The 19,682-nt window shown below is 45.7% G+C and carries 14 protein-coding genes and 1 tRNA gene; 2 read left to right on the forward strand and 13 right to left on the reverse strand.

The genetic code is table 11. From position 1 onward, the window contains the following. Nucleotide 1: 1 nt before the first annotated feature. From MJO46_RS02260 to MJO46_RS02300, 9 genes are all read right to left on the reverse strand, one after another. On the reverse strand, nt 2-1,012 hold the full coding sequence (locus tag MJO46_RS02260; protein WP_253987931.1) for a radical SAM/SPASM domain-containing protein: 1,011 nt from the start codon (nt 1,010-1,012) through the stop codon (nt 2-4). 46 nt (nt 1,013-1,058) lie between these two features. Then, on the reverse strand, nt 1,059-2,006 hold the full coding sequence (locus MJO46_RS02265; protein ID WP_253987932.1) for a hypothetical protein: 948 nt from the start codon (nt 2,004-2,006) through the stop codon (nt 1,059-1,061). A 269-nt stretch (nt 2,007-2,275) separates the two neighbouring features. Then, nucleotides 2,276-3,532 (reverse strand): Y-family DNA polymerase, encoded by a 1,257-nt coding sequence (locus MJO46_RS02270; protein WP_253987933.1) that lies wholly within the window; start codon nt 3,530-3,532, stop codon nt 2,276-2,278. Between the two features lie 72 nt (nt 3,533-3,604). Further along, the gene (locus MJO46_RS02275; RefSeq protein ID WP_253987934.1) at nt 3,605-3,952 is read right to left on the reverse strand and encodes a LexA family transcriptional regulator; all 348 of its coding nucleotides are present in this window, start codon (nt 3,950-3,952) and stop codon (nt 3,605-3,607) included. 211 nt (nt 3,953-4,163) lie between these two features. Further along, nucleotides 4,164-4,994, reverse strand: coding sequence for a HepT-like ribonuclease domain-containing protein (locus MJO46_RS02280; RefSeq protein ID WP_253987935.1), 831 nt, complete (start codon nt 4,992-4,994; stop codon nt 4,164-4,166). A 127-nt stretch (nt 4,995-5,121) separates the two neighbouring features. Further along, nucleotides 5,122-6,357 (reverse strand): tyrosine-type recombinase/integrase, encoded by a 1,236-nt coding sequence (locus MJO46_RS02285; RefSeq protein WP_253987936.1) that lies wholly within the window; start codon nt 6,355-6,357, stop codon nt 5,122-5,124. 351 nt (nt 6,358-6,708) lie between these two features. After that, nucleotides 6,709-6,796: transfer RNA gene (locus tag MJO46_RS02290), tRNA-Ser, on the reverse strand. A gap of 242 nt (nt 6,797-7,038) precedes the next feature. Continuing rightward, nucleotides 7,039-9,033, reverse strand: a complete 1,995-nt coding sequence (locus MJO46_RS02295) for a methyl-accepting chemotaxis protein (RefSeq protein WP_253987937.1) — start codon at nt 9,031-9,033, stop codon at nt 7,039-7,041. A 265-nt stretch (nt 9,034-9,298) separates the two neighbouring features. Next, nucleotides 9,299-9,931, reverse strand: a complete 633-nt coding sequence (locus MJO46_RS02300) for a YchE family NAAT transporter (RefSeq protein ID WP_253987938.1) — start codon at nt 9,929-9,931, stop codon at nt 9,299-9,301. A gap of 318 nt (nt 9,932-10,249) precedes the next feature. On the opposite strand from MJO46_RS02300, the gene adhE reads away from it, so the two are divergent. After that, complete coding sequence (adhE, locus tag MJO46_RS02305) at nt 10,250-12,853, forward strand: bifunctional acetaldehyde-CoA/alcohol dehydrogenase (protein WP_253987939.1); 2,604 nt, start codon at nt 10,250-10,252, stop codon at nt 12,851-12,853. A gap of 125 nt (nt 12,854-12,978) precedes the next feature. Here the strand turns inward: adhE and MJO46_RS02310 are convergent, their stop codons facing one another. From MJO46_RS02310 to MJO46_RS02325, 4 genes are all read right to left on the reverse strand, one after another. Beyond that, nucleotides 12,979-13,914, reverse strand: coding sequence for a M14 family metallocarboxypeptidase (locus MJO46_RS02310; RefSeq protein ID WP_253987940.1), 936 nt, complete (start codon nt 13,912-13,914; stop codon nt 12,979-12,981). A gap of 55 nt (nt 13,915-13,969) precedes the next feature. Continuing rightward, the gene (locus MJO46_RS02315; protein WP_253987941.1) at nt 13,970-14,134 is read right to left on the reverse strand and encodes a GNAT family N-acetyltransferase; all 165 of its coding nucleotides are present in this window, start codon (nt 14,132-14,134) and stop codon (nt 13,970-13,972) included. 147 nt (nt 14,135-14,281) lie between these two features. Then, nucleotides 14,282-16,333, reverse strand: coding sequence for a S9 family peptidase (locus MJO46_RS02320; RefSeq protein WP_253987942.1), 2,052 nt, complete (start codon nt 16,331-16,333; stop codon nt 14,282-14,284). Between the two features lie 265 nt (nt 16,334-16,598). Next, complete coding sequence (locus MJO46_RS02325) at nt 16,599-18,143, reverse strand: fumarate hydratase (RefSeq protein ID WP_253987943.1); 1,545 nt, start codon at nt 18,141-18,143, stop codon at nt 16,599-16,601. Nucleotides 18,144-18,263: 120 nt separating this feature from the next. Here MJO46_RS02325 and pabB point away from each other — a divergent pair, with 120 nt between their 5' ends. Beyond that, nucleotides 18,264-19,679, forward strand: a complete 1,416-nt coding sequence (gene pabB, locus MJO46_RS02330; protein WP_253987944.1) for an aminodeoxychorismate synthase component I — start codon at nt 18,264-18,266, stop codon at nt 19,677-19,679. Nucleotides 19,680-19,682: the final 3 nt, after the last annotated feature.

A 19,682-nucleotide genomic window follows, 5' to 3' on the forward strand; every position in this document is an offset into this window, starting at 1 on the left:
TCTAGGATATACGTTTAGACATGAACTCATTAGCATGGTATTTCATAAGCACGTTTGGCATATACTTCTCATAGTTTTCCTTTAGTGCCGACACAATTTTAGGATCTTTGTGCAAATAAACACAAGATTGACAGTTGTGAGAAACTGTACCAATGGAGTTTCCTATGTATCCACTACCCATTAATTGTTCAATTATTGAAGTTGGGCCGTCAACTTTAATCCAAATTTTCAAAAAATCATTCAATTGCTCATCATAGGCTTTTCTCAGAGCGTCTTTATCACCGATATTACCGATTTTCATCTCAGGAATGTGCTCAAAAGTTAAACCACAACACCCAGATATCCTGCCATGAGGAGTGACAACTAAATTAGTGAATATTTGTTCGCAACCCTGCATCAAATCTTCTTGATGAATTTGCACACCTCTATCTACATAATCTTTTTTGAAAGGCATCCAAGTGTTATTTTGAATCTTCAGCTTTTTAGTAGATACTAATTCCGATATCACTGGATTTGCCGCGATGGTTTCCCTACAAGATGAGGTTTCAGTATCTTTCTCAACTGTTATCATGGTCCCAATACCTAACTCTGTACATGCTTGGGCAGCGTTAATAACCGAACTAAGAGGTACGTACTCTTGATGGTCAACCCCCGTACTGAAGTTAATTTCACTTAATCCAGCGGCATTTAACTGTGCAACAATTTTTCTTGCATTCGAAAATGTATTACCCCAGTAACCATTTGTTACGCAACGCGATTTCTTTCCATTTAATGTTGCAGCTTGAATGCCAGCATAAAGGTCACTTTTAAGAGTGAAGCATTCGCCCCCACTGAACACTATTACCTTAAGATCAGGGAATGAGGTGCAGCCTGAATCAATTATCTCCAAAATTTCAACTTTAGATAATCTAGATTTCAAATTTGGATTTGACTCAAAACAACACTCTTTACATGCTGCTGTACATCTATAAGTAGGAAGAATGGTAATTGTATTTGGAGATTGTTGATACATATTATTCACCAATAATTTAAGGGTAAGAAAACTTGTCGTTATGCCTTTACTTTAAATTTGGCAACTTAATAGTATCCAGCTCATTAATGGCAGATTGAATTATATAATCAAGATTATCTTCATTATCGATTAAACCAAGATTGTACGCCGCAGTATAAAAAGCTCGCAATTCACTCTTAGCAATGTCTTTATAAATATAATCACTTAAATTAGGAACACCTGATGCTTGTGCTACGGAAAATGCTACCCCTTTGTTGTTAGCAATGGTTGTGTTTGACAATGCTACTTTTCCAAACTCACTATCTCTAACATCTGGATTATTTGGTAGTGAATAAGGATCTTGATAACCCCAAACATAAGTCCCTGCATAAACTACCAAGATCACAGCAACAGCAACGTTAGTAGCAGCAACGGCATTAACTGCAACTGCAGCAAAAGAAATGCACGTAACACAAGCCTGAGTATAGTCACCTTCTTTGCCTAATCTGACTGAAGATAAGTTATTCGTCAGGAATAGTTTCTCATATTCACTTTTATTTTGTTCAATATAGAATTGATATTGAGGCACCAGCTTTGAAAAGTCATCTGCATTAACGAGATTATAATCAACCAACAATTGGACAAAATTGTCATAATCTCTAGTACTGCTTGCCTCTCTAAATCTTGGGTCACTCACCACTTCTAGAAATTTAACACTTGGGTTAGTATCTATTTCTGATAAAGATATCCCCATCTCCTTAAGAATTTCCTCTTTATTATAAATGTAATCTTGAGCATATTCTGGATCTGAATACATACGCTGAATATGATTACTGATTGCTAAGTTTTGCTCTGTATTTACAGGTAGCCTGATAAGGCTACTTTCTTCAATTTTTGGAGGCTGTTCAGACAAGCTATCTGGTGTGCCATATAAGCCATCTGAATCATGTGAAATGGCTTTTACTGGAATAGATAAGGCTGCAGTGCCTAATATAGCAAGAGGTAGTTTTTTCATTTTAAAATCCATTTATTATTAAATCCATCGATAAGAAATTAAGAGATGAAATTAAAATTGTCAACATCTTTTTTCCTGAATTCGGGAACTAAATCTGTAGCTAGTGATCAGATCGAAATCACTCACAATCTAATTAATCAACTACTATGCCAAAACTGAATCGCCACTGATATCGTAGACACTTTTTGCATTACTAAAATTAAGCCAACAGGCCAGTACTAAGCAGAGCTAGTTAAGTCATGCGAATCAAGGAATGGGGCATATCCTCGTTAGCACTTAATACACGGCACACTTCGCCACTTAGTCGTATATTGCGGCGTCAGCAAATCCCTCCGCATTACCCATTTTTGCTCTATGCCTTGGGCTGCAACAAATAGAGTATCACTGCCATAGCGTTGGTTTATGTGATCGAGCGTAAGCATTAGCGCTGGCTTTGCGGTCGACGGATTAAACAAATCTAGTTGGCTATGTTTCTCGCTCGTTAAATCAATCAAACCTACGCCTATCTTGTAATAGCGTACACCTTCACGAAATAGCTTGGGTGTGGCTTCACACACTGCTTTCGTCAACTCTATCGTACAGTTCATCGGGCAAGGGAAATGCACCACGGTTTTGTAGCTTACAGGGCGCTCATCATGGGGCGAGTTACTCGCAAATAGCAGCATCGTCTTGCAGCAGGAGCCTTGCTTACGCGCTTTAGCAGCCGCAATTCCCACATGCTTACTCAGTGCTTGCAGTAATGATTCAAAATCGGTGATGCGCTCACCCATGCTTCTTGTCGAGAATATCTGCTTTTTATCTGCCCTCGCTTCATCCCACACCTTGCATACTTGGCCGTTAAGCTCTCGAACTATGCGCTCGACTTCGATACTGAACTGTTTACGGGCTAATCCTGCTGGCATGTTAGCAAGGTCAAACGCTGTACGGATATTCATCAGTTCGAGCTTGGCACTAATCCTGCGTCCTATTCCCCAAACATCACCTACCGCTAGCTGCTTTAGAATAGCAGTTCGGTCTTGGTCATTGTCGATAACACAAACGCCTTTATAACCCTCAATCTTCTTAGCAGCATGGTTAGCCAGTTTTGCTAGGGTCAGGGTTTCCGCTATCCCCACACAAACAGGTAAGCGAGCTTCTTTCCATACTGCCCGTCTTATTAATTGACCTTGAGTATGAAGGCATTTTATTGCTGGATAGCAGTTCTTAAACGACAGGAACGTTTCATCGATGCTGTAGACATGTTGCTCGGGCGCAAAGCGGCCAATGATATTCATCATTTTGCCAGACAAGTCAGCATACAGCTCATAGTTAGACGAACAGGCAATAACACCACGCTCCGCACAGAGAGTTTTGACTTGAAAGTAGGGCACAAATTTCTGAATACCCGCTTCTTTAGCCTGTCTGTTGGCTGCAACAATCATCCCATCGTTGTTACTGAGCACAATAACAGGCTTACCACGCCAATCAGGCCGGAATACTTGTTCCGCGCTACAGTAAAAGCTGTTGGCATCGACTAGCGCAAACATCTACTTTTTACTCAATTTTTTACTCAATACAGGACTTTTACGGTGGCAACGAATAGAACGAGTGATAACGCCTTAAATACTGAACTCATCGTATTCGTGAATAATGACAGGCTGGTGTTGTTGATTAGAAGAAAGCAGTAAACGGCGGGGGATATCAATGATTTTGCAAACAAACTCCCTATTTAAATTGGCTACAATGACATCGCCATTTCGCACCATCTCGTGGCGGTCAACAATGAGAATATCACCATCAAAGATTCCGACATCTTGCATCGAGTCCCCTAGGGCATAAGCCATAAAAGTTGAGCTTGGGTGGTCGACCAATAGCTCATCCAAGCTTAGACCTAGCTGAGTGTATTCAGCCGCAGGTGACTCAAAACCTGTAATGCCAGCACGGGCAGGAATAGGGATAACACGCATAGCAATAAACCACTGTTAATATATACAGTAAATTATAGCCAAGAAATGACAGTTAGCAAGATCTATTAAACGACCTCGATATGGACCACTAAATACTTTTCTTTATCGAAGTTAACATTTGGCAATTAGCTGTTTTCTTAGAATGAACAGGTTGACTCTAGTCGACTCATCAATTCAATCTTTAGGAGAGCCAGTGAAAGTCAATCAGACTTTAGTTATTCTTCAAAGATAACCATTCCAATCCCTGCTCTGCAAAGGCAAATAATCTATCGCTATAACCTTGAGAGATCACACTACGGATGATCTCAGGGTCAATATTCAAATGATCATGCACCAATGCATTACGCAGGCCTATCACTTTACGCCAGTCATTTAATTCATCGGCTGGTTGTGTACCTCGTTGACACAGGATCTCAAATGCTTGGTAGGCATCCTGCGGACTATGCCCTGCCTGTGCTTTAGCCCAATGTTTGGCAATACCAATGCAAGCTTCAATAGAGACCTGTAGTGTTCGCTCTGCTGCGCGATCTTCAAGATTAGATAGGGGACGCTGACTGAGTAATTGGCGCAATTCTCCAAGCTCGGCTTGATACCGGCTAAGGCTTAAGCGCAATGACGTGATATAGGCATTATCCAAAATAATAAAGTGGTTTTGGGCGGAATAATCGAGTTCCAATTGCGACATAATGCGAGACTCTTCTTGCATTCCTCGACCTTCATCTCGACTAAAGATAAGTTTGTTGGCATTAATGATTCCGAAAGCCAGAGGGATAGATGCTAGATTGATATCGACAATGGATAGCTTTCCTTCGGCTAGCCCCAATGCTCGTTGCCAATCCATAGCAAGCAGTTCAGCTCTAATACGAGTATCAAGCACACTGTCCGCCTTTACCGGGTCGAATGCGACGGCTAAATCCCAATCGCTATGCTCGCTAGCATTTCCTTTCGCCTGCGAACCATAAAGCCATAATACTGCTACCTCAGAATGGCTTGCAGCTAAAGCGTTTAGTCGGTGCAAATGCTGGCTCTGGACAATAGTCATTGGCTTGGCTTTAAGTTGGTCATGATGTAAGAGTAACAACCCTGAGTCGGAGTTAACAGGTTAGATTCGTGTGTCACGTCCCCTAACCTTTTGACTCAGGGAGATAATCTCTATTCGGCCTTACAGGTCATGCCCCTAATTTTCTTGAACCCGCTGTTACTGACAAAGAGCCCACTGCTGCAGCGGCAATATGGTTGCTCCACCACTCCATTAACTTGGTCCGTCGCTCTAGGTAGGTAGTGCGATTATAGGCACTGCGGATTTGGTTTTTATCAACATGGGCTAACGCTGCCTCAATAACATCACCATCAAAGCCTTGTTCATTTAAGGTTGTGCTCGCCAGTGAGCGTAAACCATGCCCCGTTGTTCTTCCCTTTAATCCCATTCGCCCTAATGCTTTGTTGATGGTTTCAGGATCTGTGTGTTTTTTTGGATCTTTAGATGATGGAAAGACAAATTGGCTCTGCTCACTAATTGGCTTAACAGTTTCGAGTATCGCGAGAGTATGCGCTGTAAGCGGGATAATATGCTCACGATTCATTTTCATGCGTGATTCAGGAATAGTCCAAAGTTTGGCATCAATATCTATTTCTTCCCAACGGGCTCCGGCCGCTTCATTTGGCCTGGACATTGTGTGCAATTGCCATTCAATCAAACACCGGGTCGTTAACAATAAATTGGCGTTTGCAATAGTCTGCAGCAACTCAGCTAGCTCTGCTGGTTTTAATGCTTTCAGATGTTCTACTTTGCTCTTTCTAAATACTTCTCGAATACCTGACAACGGATTAGCATGAATGTAACCAGAGTTAACTGAAAAGTTCATGATTTCATTCAGCAATTGAGCGGTACGCTTAACCGTTTCAAGATGCCCCTTCTGCTCTAGGGGCTTTAGCGCGGCAATGGCTATGGGAGCCGTGAGTCTGCTAATCGCAATACTCCCCAGTTTAGGGAAGGCATACAGCTCAAGCTTACGCCAATTGCCTTCGATGGTTTTAGGCTTAATGCTTCCCTGCTTAGAGTCCATCCACATTTGCGCAATATGCTTGAGAGTTTGAGCGTTCTCTGTTGCCGCTTTTAATTTGTTTTCAACTTTAAGTAATTGAGGGTCGATGCCTTCGGCCAAGTTTTTCCGCGCTTCTAGCGCTTTATCTCGCGCCTCAGCTAAGGATACGTCAGGATATGAGCCTAAACCAAAATAGGTGGGTTTGCTGGTGGAGGGACGTATATATCTAAATTCCCACGTTTTCCCTGCAGTGCGCACATAGAGATAGAGATTGCCACCATCTGACAATCGATAGGGCTTTGCTTCCGCTTTAGCATTGAGCACCGCTTTTGCAGTCAGCTTATTTGTACTCCTTCCCATTTCTACCCCCTAAAATTAAACCCAAAAGTAATGCTTGATTTTGGCATCATTTTTCACTCGAAAATCAAGCATTACTTATCACTGAATAAATTCAGATAAATCAGGATATTGCCAAGTTAAATCTGGGCCATAAAATCGAGAAAATCAAGTAAAAAATCGGCATAAAAAAAGGATATTTTTGAAGCCGAAAGTAATGCCAAAATTTATCAAATTTCCTTGGCATTACTTTTGGCATTACTAAAAATTTAGGATGCTGTAGGATGTCATCAAACAATATAGGATTATAAGTGATTGATTTTTATAAAATACAGATAAAAAAAAGACGTCCTAGGACGTCTTTAAACTTGAATTTGGCGGTGAGAGAGGGAGTCGAACCCTCGATACGTTTCCGTATACACACTTTCCAGGCGTGCTCCTTCGGCCACTCGGACATCTCACCAGATTGTTGATTTATGTTTACGTGGTTAATCTTTCACGTGAATTTTACCTTTAATCCATTAACGTCAAATAATCGCCTTGCCGAGAGGCTTTTGTCGTTAACGGAGCGGTACTGTACGCAAAAGCATTTAGGTGGTCAAGTAAAAAAGAATCGATTTCAGGCGGTTGCGCAATTGCTAATCAAACCGCCCTCTCGATAGGCCTTATCCGCGGATAAAATAGACAAGGCATATCACCTTTGCCTTAATTCACCGTAAATTTATGCACCTCTTTAGACATAAGCTCAGCATCAAATGTTAGCGCTTTAGTAAGCTCGCGTAATTCATCGGAAATCCTTTGGGTATTCAGATAAATTTCACTGATCTTCAACGCATTACGGTTAACATCTTCGGAAACGGCGGATTGCTCATGGGTTGCCGTAGCAATTTGTTCATTCATGCGGTCAATAATATCAACCTGTTCAACAACACGCTGCAGTTCTACCCCAGCTTGTTCGGCTTCTTGCACGCTGATCTTGGCTTGTGCCAATCCGCGCTCCATCGCTTTTACGGCTATGCTCGCCCCCAATTTTAATCTGTCGGTCATGCTTTTAATATCGGCAGTTGAGGTTTGTGAACGCTGGGCCAAACTCCTAACTTCATCTGCGACAACGGCAAACCCCCGCCCCATTTCCCCGGCGCGAGCCGCTTCAATAGCGGCATTGAGCGCCAGTAGATTGGTTTGTTCGGCAATACTGCTGATCACATCGAGCACCACCACAATGCCGTGTATTTCTTTATCCAGTTCATTTATCGCCTGGGATGCGCCGTTAATATCATCGGCCAATTCCTTAATCGCTTTGCTGGTGCGGCCAACCTCCAGATTACCCGCCTTAGCCTCGTTGTTTGCGGTATTTGAGGCTTCTGAAGCTTGGACCGCGTTAGCGGCGATTTCGGCGACGGTTGCGCTCATTTCGGTCATCGCCGAGGCAACCTGCTCCGCTTCGCTGTGCCCTTCCATCACGTCCTGCTCCATGGCATGGGTACAGAGGTCCATTTGCTCGACCGCCTGCTGCAATTTAGCGCCACTGGCCCGAACCTGTAGGATAACGTTTTCAAAATCAGTCATCATGCCATTAAAAGCATTGGCAAGTTCACCAAATTCATCGGAACTGGTTTGGCTTAGGCGAACACTCAGATCATAGTGCTTGCGAGCCTGAATCACTGTCGAATAAATATGGTGAACACTGTCATGTAAATAGCGGATCACCGATAGGCTGAGCATCAATACCACGGCGAGTACAACGCAGAGTGTCACCAGGACAAAGAACATATGTTCATTAGCTACGGTCAGCCGCTCGTGGGTCACATTCAGTAAATCCGTGGATATTTGCTGCTCAAAATCCCTTAAGCGATCAATTCGGGCCGTTGACTTAGCAAACCAATCTTCGGGGTTTTGCTGCAGAATTTTTTGAACGTCCTGATCGAGGGCAATTTCGCGAAGTGCTTCTACATCCCTGACTTCGTTAGAGTTTTGGATGCGTTCGTTCGCTTCGACTAATGCTGGGGCTGCTAAGGCATGAAAGCGCTCTAAGTAGCTGTTTTGCTCAGAGACTAAGGTAATAAATTTGGCGTAAATTTTGGGTTTGAATCCCGCTTGGCCAAAGGTGGAGCTGAGTACCGCCCGCTCAAGCCCCGCCCGTTCCTTCATCTGCAAGTAGGCACTAAAGGCCGCGGCTTTAATCGCAATTTCTTGATTGGCCCCCGTTTTGGCGGTTTCATCGACTACGGCTAATAGTGACTTGTTAAGCCCGGTATAGTAGGCCACCTCATCAACCGCGCTGATGGATAGACTATCGACCTTAGCGCGGATCTGCTGGAGTTGCGCAAGTTGAGTGCTAATATCCCGTAGTTTGGGCGCAAACGTTTCGGGTAAGCTACTGTTATCGATGAAGGATTGATAAAGTTTTAGCTGTGTGTCCGTCAATTGTCTTTGGCTGGGTATTTTACCCGCAAAGGCTTTGCCCGCTGAGCTAATAAAACCAGCACTCATACCGCGTTCTTTTTGCAATTCATGGACTAAGTTACTGTTTGTGACAGCCAGTTCACTTAGCTGTACGACCAGCTGTAAATCTTGACGGTATTCATACTTTTCAATCAGGAAGAGTGCTCCATATAAGAAACACGCAAATAGCGGAGGCAGCACGACCATAAGTAACTTCTGCTTCAAACTAAGATTGCCAATCCATTGCCATTTCATAGAGATATCCTTCTACACAAAAATTAAGATGCTCTATATATAGCATAAGATCCACCTAAGGACGATGTTGCTACTTTAGAGATATAAAATTTAAATCTATTTCAAAAACAGCATTTTAATCTTTTGCTGAGGCGAGAGTTCTGCCATTCATTCTTCATCGGAAGTAAAAAGCAGTACAGATATTGTTTCTCATCAAAAATCCGCCAATAAAAAAGAAAAAAGCGCATTAGAGTCAATCCAATGCGCTTCTTAAACTGTGTTTCGGTTAGCCAAAAAGTTGCGGAAATAATCCCTTCACACCCGCGGCTATGACTTCAATACCTATGGATAACATCAGTAGCCCCATCAGACGGGTAATGACGTTAATCCCTGTTTTACCGAGGATTTTATAAATTATGGAGGCCATTCTAAAGAGGCCAAAACTCACTAAACCAAACACGATCACAGTGATAAACATCGCGATGATGTTAGACAAGGTATTGTGTTCTGCGGCAAACACTATCACCGAACTGATTGCACCAGGGCCCGCCATTAAAGGCAGCGCAAGCGGTACCACGGCAACGGATTCCATCGCCGATGACTCGCGGTCTTCCTCTTGGTTGCGTTTCACTTCGCCCAATTTACCCTGCAACATCGACATGGCAATAATCGCAATCAAACTACCACCGGCGATCCTAAAAGCAGACAGGGAAATGCTAAACATATTCAAAATATGTTGCCCCGCCACTATGGTCACCAACAAGATCACGACCACCGCAAAGTTAGCCACTTTCCCGGTATGGTTCCGCTCAGCCTCGGTTTGATGACTCGTTAAGCTCACAAAAACGGGCAATAACCCAATGGGATTGATAATGGCAACGAGGCCGAGAAAAAATTTAACGTAAAGTGTTAACTCCAAGTTGCGATCCTTATGTGCGTGTCACGCCAATTTCATCAAAGTAAGCTTAAGGGCAAGTATAGTATCTCAAGCACAGATGACTGAAAAATGAGATTTTTAAGGTTTTATCACAAGTTTAAATAATATTTCCATCCCGCAACGAGTCCGCTCTTGAGTCTAAGCAATAAAAACAGATCCTTTTTGCTGTAGTTTTATTACATAAAAGCCCAAATTTGATGGGATTATCACACTTTAATCCCGGCATTAAGTGTAATTTTCTACCATAAAGAATATTTAGCGAATCGAATCATTCTCTAAATCTTTTTAGGAGTGTTAACCATGTTAGTGACCAATGCACAAGAACTGGACCTGATGGTCGAGCGTGTCGCCAAAGCACAGGCCGAATATGCAACCTTTAGCCAGGCACAAGTCGATGCCATATTCCGTGCGGCCGCCCTCGCCGCTGCCGATGCGCGGATCTCGCTAGCCAAAATGGCTGCCAGTGAAACCCGCATGGGAATTATCGAAGACAAGGTCATCAAAAACCACTTTGCCTCGGAATATATTTATAACAAATATAAAGATGAGAAAACCTGCGGTATTTTATCGGAGGATCTCACCTTCGGCACTATCACTATCGCCGAACCCGTAGGCATTATTTGTGGCATAGTCCCCACCACAAATCCCACATCGACCGCCATTTTTAAGGCGCTGATCAGCCTAAAAACCCGCAATGCGATTATTTTCTCACCCCACCCAAGGGCAAAAACCTCTACCACAACGGCAGCTAAATTAGTGCTCGATGCCGCCGTTGCTGCGGGGGCGCCAAAGGATATTATCGGCTGGATTGATGAGCCCAGTGTTGCACTGTCGAACCAGTTAATGACTCACCCTAAAGTGAATCTTATCCTCGCCACCGGTGGCCCTGGTATGGTGAAAGCCGCTTATTCTTCGGGTAAACCAGCCATTGGTGTGGGCGCGGGAAATACCCCCATTGTGATTGATGAAACCGCCGATATTAAGCGCGCAGTCAGCTCAATATTGATGTCAAAGACCTTTGATAACGGCGTGGTGTGTGCCTCTGAACAAGCGGTAATCGTGGTCGACAGTATCTATGAGCAAGTCAAAGAGCGTTTTGCCAGCCACGGCGGCTATATACTGTCAGCCGATCAAACGGCAGCAATGCAGCAAGTGATCTTAAAAAATGGTGGCTTAAATGCCGATATCGTTGGCCAAAGCGCGGCAACGATCGCCCAAATGGCGGGATTTGAGGTCCCCCATTGGACCAAAGTATTGATTGGTGAAGTCACAGAAATCACCGAAGCAGAAGCCTTTGCCCACGAAAAACTCTCACCGTTACTTGGCATGTACCGAGCCGCAGATTTTAATGAGGCTGTCGATAAGGCTGAAGCCTTGGTCGCCTTAGGCGGGATTGGCCACACATCAGGCTTATATACCGACCAAGATACCCAAACCGAGCGGGTGAAGACCTTCGGTTTTAGAATGAAAACTGCGCGGATTTTAATTAACACTCCCGCTTCCCAAGGGGGGATTGGCGATCTCTATAACTTTAAATTGGCACCCTCGCTCACCTTAGGTTGCGGTTCTTGGGGCGGAAACTCGATTTCAGAAAACGTCGGGCCGAGTCATTTGATCAACAAAAAAACCGTCGCTAAGAGGGCTGAAAATATGCTGTGGCATAAACTTCCATCATCCATTTACTTCCGCCGCGGCAGCCTCCCCATAGCACTAGAGGAATTAAGCGATAAAAAACGAGCGCTTATTGTCACAGATAGATTTTTATTCAACCAAGGTTATTGCGATGAAACCATTCGCATTTTGAAGGCCCAAGGCCTTGAAACCGAAATTTTCTATGACGTTGAAGCCGACCCCACCTTAGCCATTGTTCGTCAAGGCGCTAAAGTCGCCCAAAGCTTCAAACCCGACGTGATCATTGCCCTCGGCGGTGGCTCCCCCATGGATGCGGCTAAGATTATTTGGGTGATGTACGAGCATCCCGATGTCGATTTTGCCGATTTGGCACTGCGTTTTATGGATATCCGTAAACGTATCTATAAGTTCCCTAAAATGGGTGCTAAAGCCATGATGGTGGCGATTCCGACAACCTCGGGCACGGGCTCTGAAGTCACTCCTTTTGCCGTAGTGACCGATGAACAAACGGGCAAGAAATACCCCATTGCCGATTATCAACTCACGCCCAATATGGCGATTGTTGACCCAAATCTGGTGATGCATATGCCCAAATCCTTAACCGCTTTTGGCGGCATTGATGCAGTAACCCATGCATTGGAAGCCTATGTCAGCGTGATGGCGAATGAATACAGCGATGGTCAAGCACTGCAGGCCCTCGATTTACTGTGCAAGTATTTGCCCGATGCCTATAATCTGGGCTCACAGTCCCCCATCGCCCGCGAGAAAGTCCACAATGGCGCCACCATTGCGGGTATCGCCTTTGCCAACGCTTTCCTCGGGATCTGCCACTCTATGGCCCATAAACTGGGGGCCGAGTTCCACCTTGCCCATGGGTTAGCAAATGCACTACTGATCAGTAATGTGATCCGTTTTAATGCAACGGATCTACCCACAAAACAAGCGGCCTTTAGCCAATATGACAGGCCAAAAGCCCTGTGCCGCTACGCTGCTATCGCAGATCATTTACAGTTAGGCGGAACATCCGATGAGGAAAAAGTCGAAAAATTGCTGGAAAAAATCGAGCAACTCAAGAAGACGTTGGGCATTCCTGCTTCTATCCAAGAAGCCGGCGTCAACGAAGCCGACTTCCTCGCCAAGTTAGATGAAGTAGCAGAAGATGCCTTCGATGATCAATGCACTGGGGCAAATCCACGTTACCCCTTGATTAACGAGTTAAAACAACTGCTGCTCGATAGCTACTATGGCAGAGCCTATAGTGACAACAACTAAGCTATCGCCTAACAAAGCGACTCGCGCGACCTAAATTAAAAAGCCCTCGAATGAGGGCTTTTTCTGGCGTGAACCATAACTTACTGAGTGATTAACTGCGATTAATATAGCAGCCCACACAACGACTAGCGCAGTGCAAGCACATAATCTATGGCGCTGGTGATCGCCGCTACCTGCGCTAAATTACATTCCGCTGGCGTGGCCGACGGGCTATCGGGATACACTTCAGTGGTGGTGTTATAAATACAACCCGTCACACTGCTGCAAAGCCCTAATGACTTCAGTGGATAGTTAATCACCCCGTGTTGCACTACCGTTGAGCCGATAATCTCGCCTTTGTCATCGGCAGGCGCAATGTGAGTGACTTTACTGACGCCATCAATAATCGCCTTTTGGAACGCATCCTGCAGATTTTCGGTATCACCTACGGCATAAAAACCATCTGGGATAGTGCCAGGGATAAAGTCTTTGCCATCGCGCGCAGCCAAGGCTGGACGAAATTCATCTTCATCCGAGTCGGTGGTTTCGTGCAAATCGACATGCACATCAAAACCTTGCGGGACGCTTGCCACCAGTGCCATCAGGGCTGCCGACTCTTCTGCGGGACTATTGGCATAAAAAGAACGGTTTGGATCGATAGCCTTTGGGTTCCAGCGATTGATGGTCTCATAGCCCCAAGGGCTCACACATACGGCGACCACCAGATTGACGCGATCAACATAATCGGCCGCCTTATCCGCTAAAAACGCCAAGGCGCCATGCACGCCACTGGTTTCATAGCCGTGTACGCCACCTGTGACTAATACGGTGATCTTTTGTGGATCGAAAGCCGCAGATTTGACCGCAAATAAAGGGTAACGCGCAGGATCAATCGATAAAGCGCCATATTGCACTAAGTTCAGCCCTAATGCAGTTAATTTAGGCTCCATCGTCTTAAGGGGTGTCACAACATTGTCTTGGTAAGAACGCTTAATTTGGGTGCTAGCAAACCATGCGGCCTTTTCTGCATCGCCCCATTTTTCACCGACTGTCCCGATTGGGTAAAAACTCACATTCGCCATATATTCTCTTCTTCTGATTTTATGTTTTGGTCTTATGGTTAAAGATTGTTATAGCTCAAAGCACGAGTTGCATTGGAATATCGCGGATCCCACCGCGCTCGCGAATATCACTTTGCGCAATAAAGCCAAAGCGCTGATAGACAGGCAGCGCATTCACCGCCGAGTTGACGGTAAAAGTACCAGGGTTTCCCTCTGCTGTACTCGCCGCCCTAATAAGCATCTTCACTCCTTGTTAACTGCTATAGCCACCAGTGTTTAACTGGCTACTATTAACAATCCTATTATTAAAAAGCCAGAACAGGGTTCTGGCTTTGGCAACAAGTTAAAGGGACTTAATACACAGTGGATTTAAGTCCATCATCCTCGATTACTTTTTGGTCCAGCTGTCCATCCAACGGAACACATTTGCGTACCATTGTTCTAGATTTTCTGGTTTTAAGATCCAGTGGTTTTCATCGGGGAAAATCAGCAGTTCTGATGGAATACCCTTGCGCTGCATATAACTGAATGAGGCTAAACCTTGGCCATAAGGCACACGGAAGTCCTTCTCGCCGTGGATAACCAGCATAGGCGTCTTCCAGTTTTCTACATAGTTCACTGGGTTAAACTTCTCATATAAGGCTTTGTTATCTGAGTAAGTGCCACCAAATTCATGCTCAGGGAACCACACTTCTTCGGTCACATAGTACATAGAGCGCATATCGAACAGACCCGCGTGGTTGACTAGGCACTTAAAGCCATCGTTCCAGTTGCCTTGGATCCAGTTCATCATATAGCCGCCGTAGGAACCACCGAGTGCACAGGCTTTCTGTGGATCGAGCCATTTTTGTTGCTGACTCACAGCCGCAAGACCTTTTTGTAAGTCTTCTAATGGCTTACCACCCCAATCTTGGCTGATAGAGTCGGTAAAGGCTTGGCCGTAACCGGTAGAACCGTGGAAGTCGACCATAACAACGCCATAACCCGCGCCCGCCCATAACTGGGCATTCCAACGACCACTGAAACCGTTTCCAAATGAACCTTGCGGACCACCGTGGACTAAGTAGGCAATAGGATACTTTTTGCCTTCTTGGTAGTTGGCAGGTTTGATCCAGTAACCGTAAACGTCTTCGTTGTTCCAGCCTTTAAAGCTAAATTGTTGGAATTCACCGAATTTGATTTTTGCGAGTTTGTCTTTGTTCACTTCTGTCAAGCGTTTAAGGCCTTGACCGTCGGTGTTGATGCGATACAGATCGCCCGGCTCAACTAAGGTTTTATTGTCGAAGATCAGTTGATCGTCGGCAATGGCGATCAGGCTATTGCTGCCGTCGCTGTAAACCGATTGCACATCACCAAATTGGGTATTTACTTTGAAAATAGATACTTGGCCAATGTCCTGCGCCGTCACGTACAGAGTACGGTTGTCAGGTGCAAACATCAGCGAGCTTGGGCTTCTATCCCACAGCGGCGCCACTTCCTTTGACTGACCTGTGCTAGTATCGCGCAGCATGATGCGATAACGGTCGGCCTCAAAACCGGGTTTAGTCATCGCCAAATAGGCTAGATAACGGCCATCACTCGAGAATGTTGGCTGCGCATCCCAGGCGATATTGTCGGCGGTTAAGTTAGTCGCAGTGCCGCCCGTGACAGGCACTTGCCACAAATCGTAGTTTGTGGTCCAAGCTTGGTCTTTGCTTGGCGCCTTTGCGCTATAAACCACAAATTTGCCATCTGGGGTGAAGGTGACTTCTTCCATACCAGAGAAAGGTTTTGGCGGCGTTTCGGTGTCGAGTCCTTGGGTGATATCCACGACTTTGGTCAGTTTCTCACCGTTTAAAGTGCCCACAAATAAGTGGTTACGGGCGTGATCTTCCCAGGTATCCCAGTGGCGCACCATCAACTGTTTGTATTCACGGCCCGTCGATTTACGCTCAGACTCGGCGGCAAATTTATCCTTTGAGCAGGCTAAATCCTTGCACTCAGGGAAGACGCGCATACTGAGCACGATTTGCTGACCATCGTTTGAGAGTTTGTAACCATCAATATCGAGTGGCAGCTCAGAAACTTGCTGCGCTTCACCGCCCGTTAATGGCAGTTGGAAAAGTTGGCTTGAGCCAGTGCGACTGGCAAGGAAGTAAATCGATTTATCGTCGCTGGCAAAGCTAACATCATGCTCAGTGCCCGCAGCCAATGTGAGCTGCATTGGTTTAGCGTCCGCTTGAGTCAGATCTAATAAATATAAATCGGAACTCGCCTCTCCCTTATCGTTAACGGTTTTCAGGCCGTAGACCAGCTTAGTGCCATCGTGGGACACGGTTGTTGAATGCAATTTGTTGAGTTTAACCAGCTGTTGCACAGTAAAAGGCGTGGGTTCGGCCCCATGGGCTGAATACGCCAAACCTGCGGCGCTAAGCGCCAATAGGAGAGGAGCTATTTTCATTGTTATGTCCATCTTTTGTTAAAAACATTCGGTACTTACCACCGAACGAATTGTTAAACACGGTCGTATCTTCGAAGATAAGGTTGCCACACTAGCGAAACAAAAACGCTCAAGCAAGCCAAAAGGCACACCTGAGCGTATTTTTTTGTGACAAATTGTCTGTGGCTCGCTGCCTAACCCTTTACCAACCAATTGTCACGTGAACCAAAGACAATGTAGAGACGACCAAGCCTCTGGTTCAATCTAACAACATCGCCTAAATCCATTAGGCTTTGGCGTTAGCGATATTCACTTTCCAAATTGCGGGGCCAGTTTCATGGGCATTTACGCCGTTTGAATCCACCGCCACAGTGACGGGCATATCCTGTACGTCAAACTCGTAAATCGCTTCCATGCCTAAATCGGCAAAGGCCACCACGCGGGATTTCTTAATGGCTTTCGACACTAAGTAAGCCGCGCCGCCCACTGCCATCAGATACACAGCTTTGTGCTTCTTGATGGACTCAACCGTCGCAGGGCCGCGCTCGGCTTTACCTATCATGCCCATCAGGCCAGTTTTATCGAGCATCAAGTCAGTGAACTTATCCATACGAGTTGCAGTGGTTGGACCCGCAGGACCGACAACTTCGTTACCCACTGGGTCAACTGGGCCAACGTAATAGATAAACTTACCAGTAAAGTCCACACCTTCTGGCAAGCCTTCACCGCTTTCAATCAGGCTTTGAATACGCTTATGGGCCGCATCACGGCCGGTGAGCATTTTACCGCTCAGCAGAATGGTTTCACCGCTCTTCCACTGTTCAATATCCGCTTGCGTCACAGTATCTAAGTTGACGCGGCGCACATCATCGCCCACTTCGCGGGTAATTTCTGGCCAGTCGCTGAGTGATGGAGGAGTAAGATCAGCAGGACCTGTGCCATCTAAATGGAAGTGTACGTGGCGAGTGGCCGCGCAGTTCGGGATCATCACCACGGGCTTTGATGCTGCGTGGGTTGGTGCTGTTTTGATTTTCACATCTAATACTGTGGTTAAACCGCCAAGACCTTGTGCGCCTATCCCTAGGTTATTAGCACGTTCAAAAATATCTAAACGCAGCTTTTCTTCGGTGGTTTCTGCGCCGCGCGCCATTAATTCATGGATATCCACGCTTTCCATCAGGGCTTCTTTAGCAAGCACTGCCGCTTTTTCTGCCGTGCCGCCAATGCCAATGCCTAACATACCTGGAGGGCACCAGCCCGCCCCCATGGTTGGCAGCGTTTTTTCTACCCAAGCGGCGATATCATCCGATGGGTTTAACATCACCATCTTGGCTTTGTTTTCACTGCCGCCGCCCTTGGCGGCAATGGCGACTTCAACGTGGTTACCTGGCACCATGTCGATATGCACCACAGACGGGGTGTTATCTTTGGTATTTTTACGACTGCCCGCTGGATCGGCAACAATCGATGCGCGCAGCGGGTTATATGGATTGGTATAAGCGCGACGCACACCCTCATCGACCATTTGCTGAATGGTCATATCGGTTTTGTCCCACTGAACCCCCATACCCACTTTCACGAAAGTGGTCACGATACCAGTATCTTGGCACAGTGGACGTTTACCTTCGGCAGACATGCGCGAGTTAATCAGAATTTGTGCAATCGCATCCTTCGCCGCCGCACTTTGCTCACGCTCATAAGCTTGGCTCATGGCATCAACAAAATCCTTAGGGTGGTAATAGGAGATGTATTGCAGGGCATCGGCCACACTTTCAATAAAGTCGGCTTGTTTAATCACAGTGTTTTCAGAGGTTTTATCGTGAGATGACATAGTAGGAGCGCTCCAGCAGCCTATGTGGCCTTACTTGTTTTTTTGTTAATTCTTTCTGGGCCAATATGATACTCTTTCCCATCTTTTTGGGCTACATCACATTTTAGATAGGGTTAATCGATGGCAATTAGGGCGTCAAAACAGCTTGCATCACGCCAACTTGACTGGACATTAAGCACAGCGGCAGTCTTTCAACACTTCGCTGCTGACAATTGGGCCATCCTATTAGACTCGGCAAATGCACCGCATCAAGACGCTAGATTCGATATTATTTGCGCCAATCCCATCGCAACCTTAGTGACCCAAGGTGAACGAACTGATATCCAGCGAGTGCTACCCCATCTGGATTTACCTGTGGGGATAGATGCGACCGATGATCCTTTTGCCTTAGTCAATGCCCTATTAACCCATTGGTATCCACAATCTTTTGCCAGCGAATTCCCTTTTAGTGGCGGTGCCATGGGCAGTTTTAGCTACGATTTAGGTCGCCGTATCGAAGCCATAGCCGCAAGCGCCAAACAGGATATTCAATTGCCAGAGATGAATATCGGCTTCTATGACTGGGCACTGATCTTTGATTACCAGAGCCAGCATTGGTATTTAGTGCATTATCGAGGGGAAGAAGCACTCGATGTTGAATTGAAAAAAATTCACTCAAAAATCAATCACACGTCTATTGCCAGCCCATTTAATCTCACAAGCCAATGGACTGCGCAAATCAACAAAGCCCAATACATAGACAAATTCAACAAAGTCCAAGCTTATTTACACAGCGGCGATTGCTATCAAATAAACTTAACGCAAAGATTCGAAGCGAATTATCAGGGCGATGAATGGAGTGCCTATTGCAAACTTCGCAACGCCAATAAAGCCCCCTTCTCGGCTTTTATGCGTCTGCCAGATAACGCGATATTGTCCATTTCACCCGAGCGCTTTATCCAGCTTCGCGGGGATAAGATTCAAACCAAACCCATTAAGGGCACATTGCCGCGCCATGCCGATCCCCTGCTCGATGCTCAGGCCGCCAATAGCTTGGCAAATTCGCCAAAGGATCGCGCCGAAAATGTCATGATTGTCGATTTACTGCGAAACGATATCGGCAAGGTCGCCACTGCAGGCTCTGTACAGGTGCCACATCTGTTTGAGATTGAAAGTTTTCCCGCGGTTCACCATTTAGTCAGCACAGTGACGGCAACGCTCGATCCCAAATACAGCGCCTGCGATCTATTGCGCGCCGCCTTTCCCGGTGGCTCGATTACGGGGGCGCCCAAAATTAGTGCCATGGAAATTATTGAAGAATTGGAACCGTCCCGCAGAAGTTTGTACTGTGGTTCCATGGGCTATATCAGCCAAGACGGCCAGATGGACACCAGCATTACCATTCGCACTATCGTTGCCGAACGGGGTAAACTCTATTGCTGGGCTGGCGGTGGCATAGTGGCGGATTCCGAGGTGAATGCCGAGTATCAGGAAAGCTTCGATAAAGTCAGCCGAATTCTACCTTTACTTGGCGCCGAGTCCCCCGTCCAGTATTAGAGG

Origin of the sequence: Shewanella sp. KJ2020 (genome assembly GCF_024197625.1) — a bacterium.
Lineage (GTDB): Bacteria > Pseudomonadota > Gammaproteobacteria > Enterobacterales > Shewanellaceae > Shewanella.

Bases quoted from the DNA above. Each gene is read 5' to 3' on its own strand.
- MJO46_RS02260 (WP_253987931.1), bottom strand. From the start codon at position 1,012: ATGTATCAACAATCTCCAAATACAATTACCATTCTTCCTACTTATAGA.
- MJO46_RS02265 (WP_253987932.1), bottom strand. From the start codon at position 2,006: ATGAAAAAACTACCTCTTGCTATATTAGGCACTGCAGCCTTATCTATT.
- MJO46_RS02270 (WP_253987933.1), bottom strand. From the start codon at position 3,532: ATGTTTGCGCTAGTCGATGCCAACAGCTTTTACTGTAGCGCGGAACAA.
- MJO46_RS02275 (WP_253987934.1), bottom strand. From the start codon at position 3,952: ATGCGTGTTATCCCTATTCCTGCCCGTGCTGGCATTACAGGTTTTGAG.
- MJO46_RS02280 (WP_253987935.1), bottom strand. From the start codon at position 4,994: ATGACTATTGTCCAGAGCCAGCATTTGCACCGACTAAACGCTTTAGCT.
- MJO46_RS02285 (WP_253987936.1), bottom strand. From the start codon at position 6,357: ATGGGAAGGAGTACAAATAAGCTGACTGCAAAAGCGGTGCTCAATGCT.
- MJO46_RS02295 (WP_253987937.1), bottom strand. From the start codon at position 9,033: ATGAAATGGCAATGGATTGGCAATCTTAGTTTGAAGCAGAAGTTACTT.
- adhE (WP_253987939.1), top strand. From the start codon at position 10,250: ATGTTAGTGACCAATGCACAAGAACTGGACCTGATGGTCGAGCGTGTC.
- MJO46_RS02310 (WP_253987940.1), bottom strand. From the start codon at position 13,914: ATGGCGAATGTGAGTTTTTACCCAATCGGGACAGTCGGTGAAAAATGG.
- MJO46_RS02315 (WP_253987941.1), bottom strand. From the start codon at position 14,134: ATGCTTATTAGGGCGGCGAGTACAGCAGAGGGAAACCCTGGTACTTTT.
- MJO46_RS02320 (WP_253987942.1), bottom strand. From the start codon at position 16,333: ATGAAAATAGCTCCTCTCCTATTGGCGCTTAGCGCCGCAGGTTTGGCG.
- MJO46_RS02325 (WP_253987943.1), bottom strand. From the start codon at position 18,143: ATGTCATCTCACGATAAAACCTCTGAAAACACTGTGATTAAACAAGCC.
- pabB (WP_253987944.1), top strand. From the start codon at position 18,264: ATGGCAATTAGGGCGTCAAAACAGCTTGCATCACGCCAACTTGACTGG.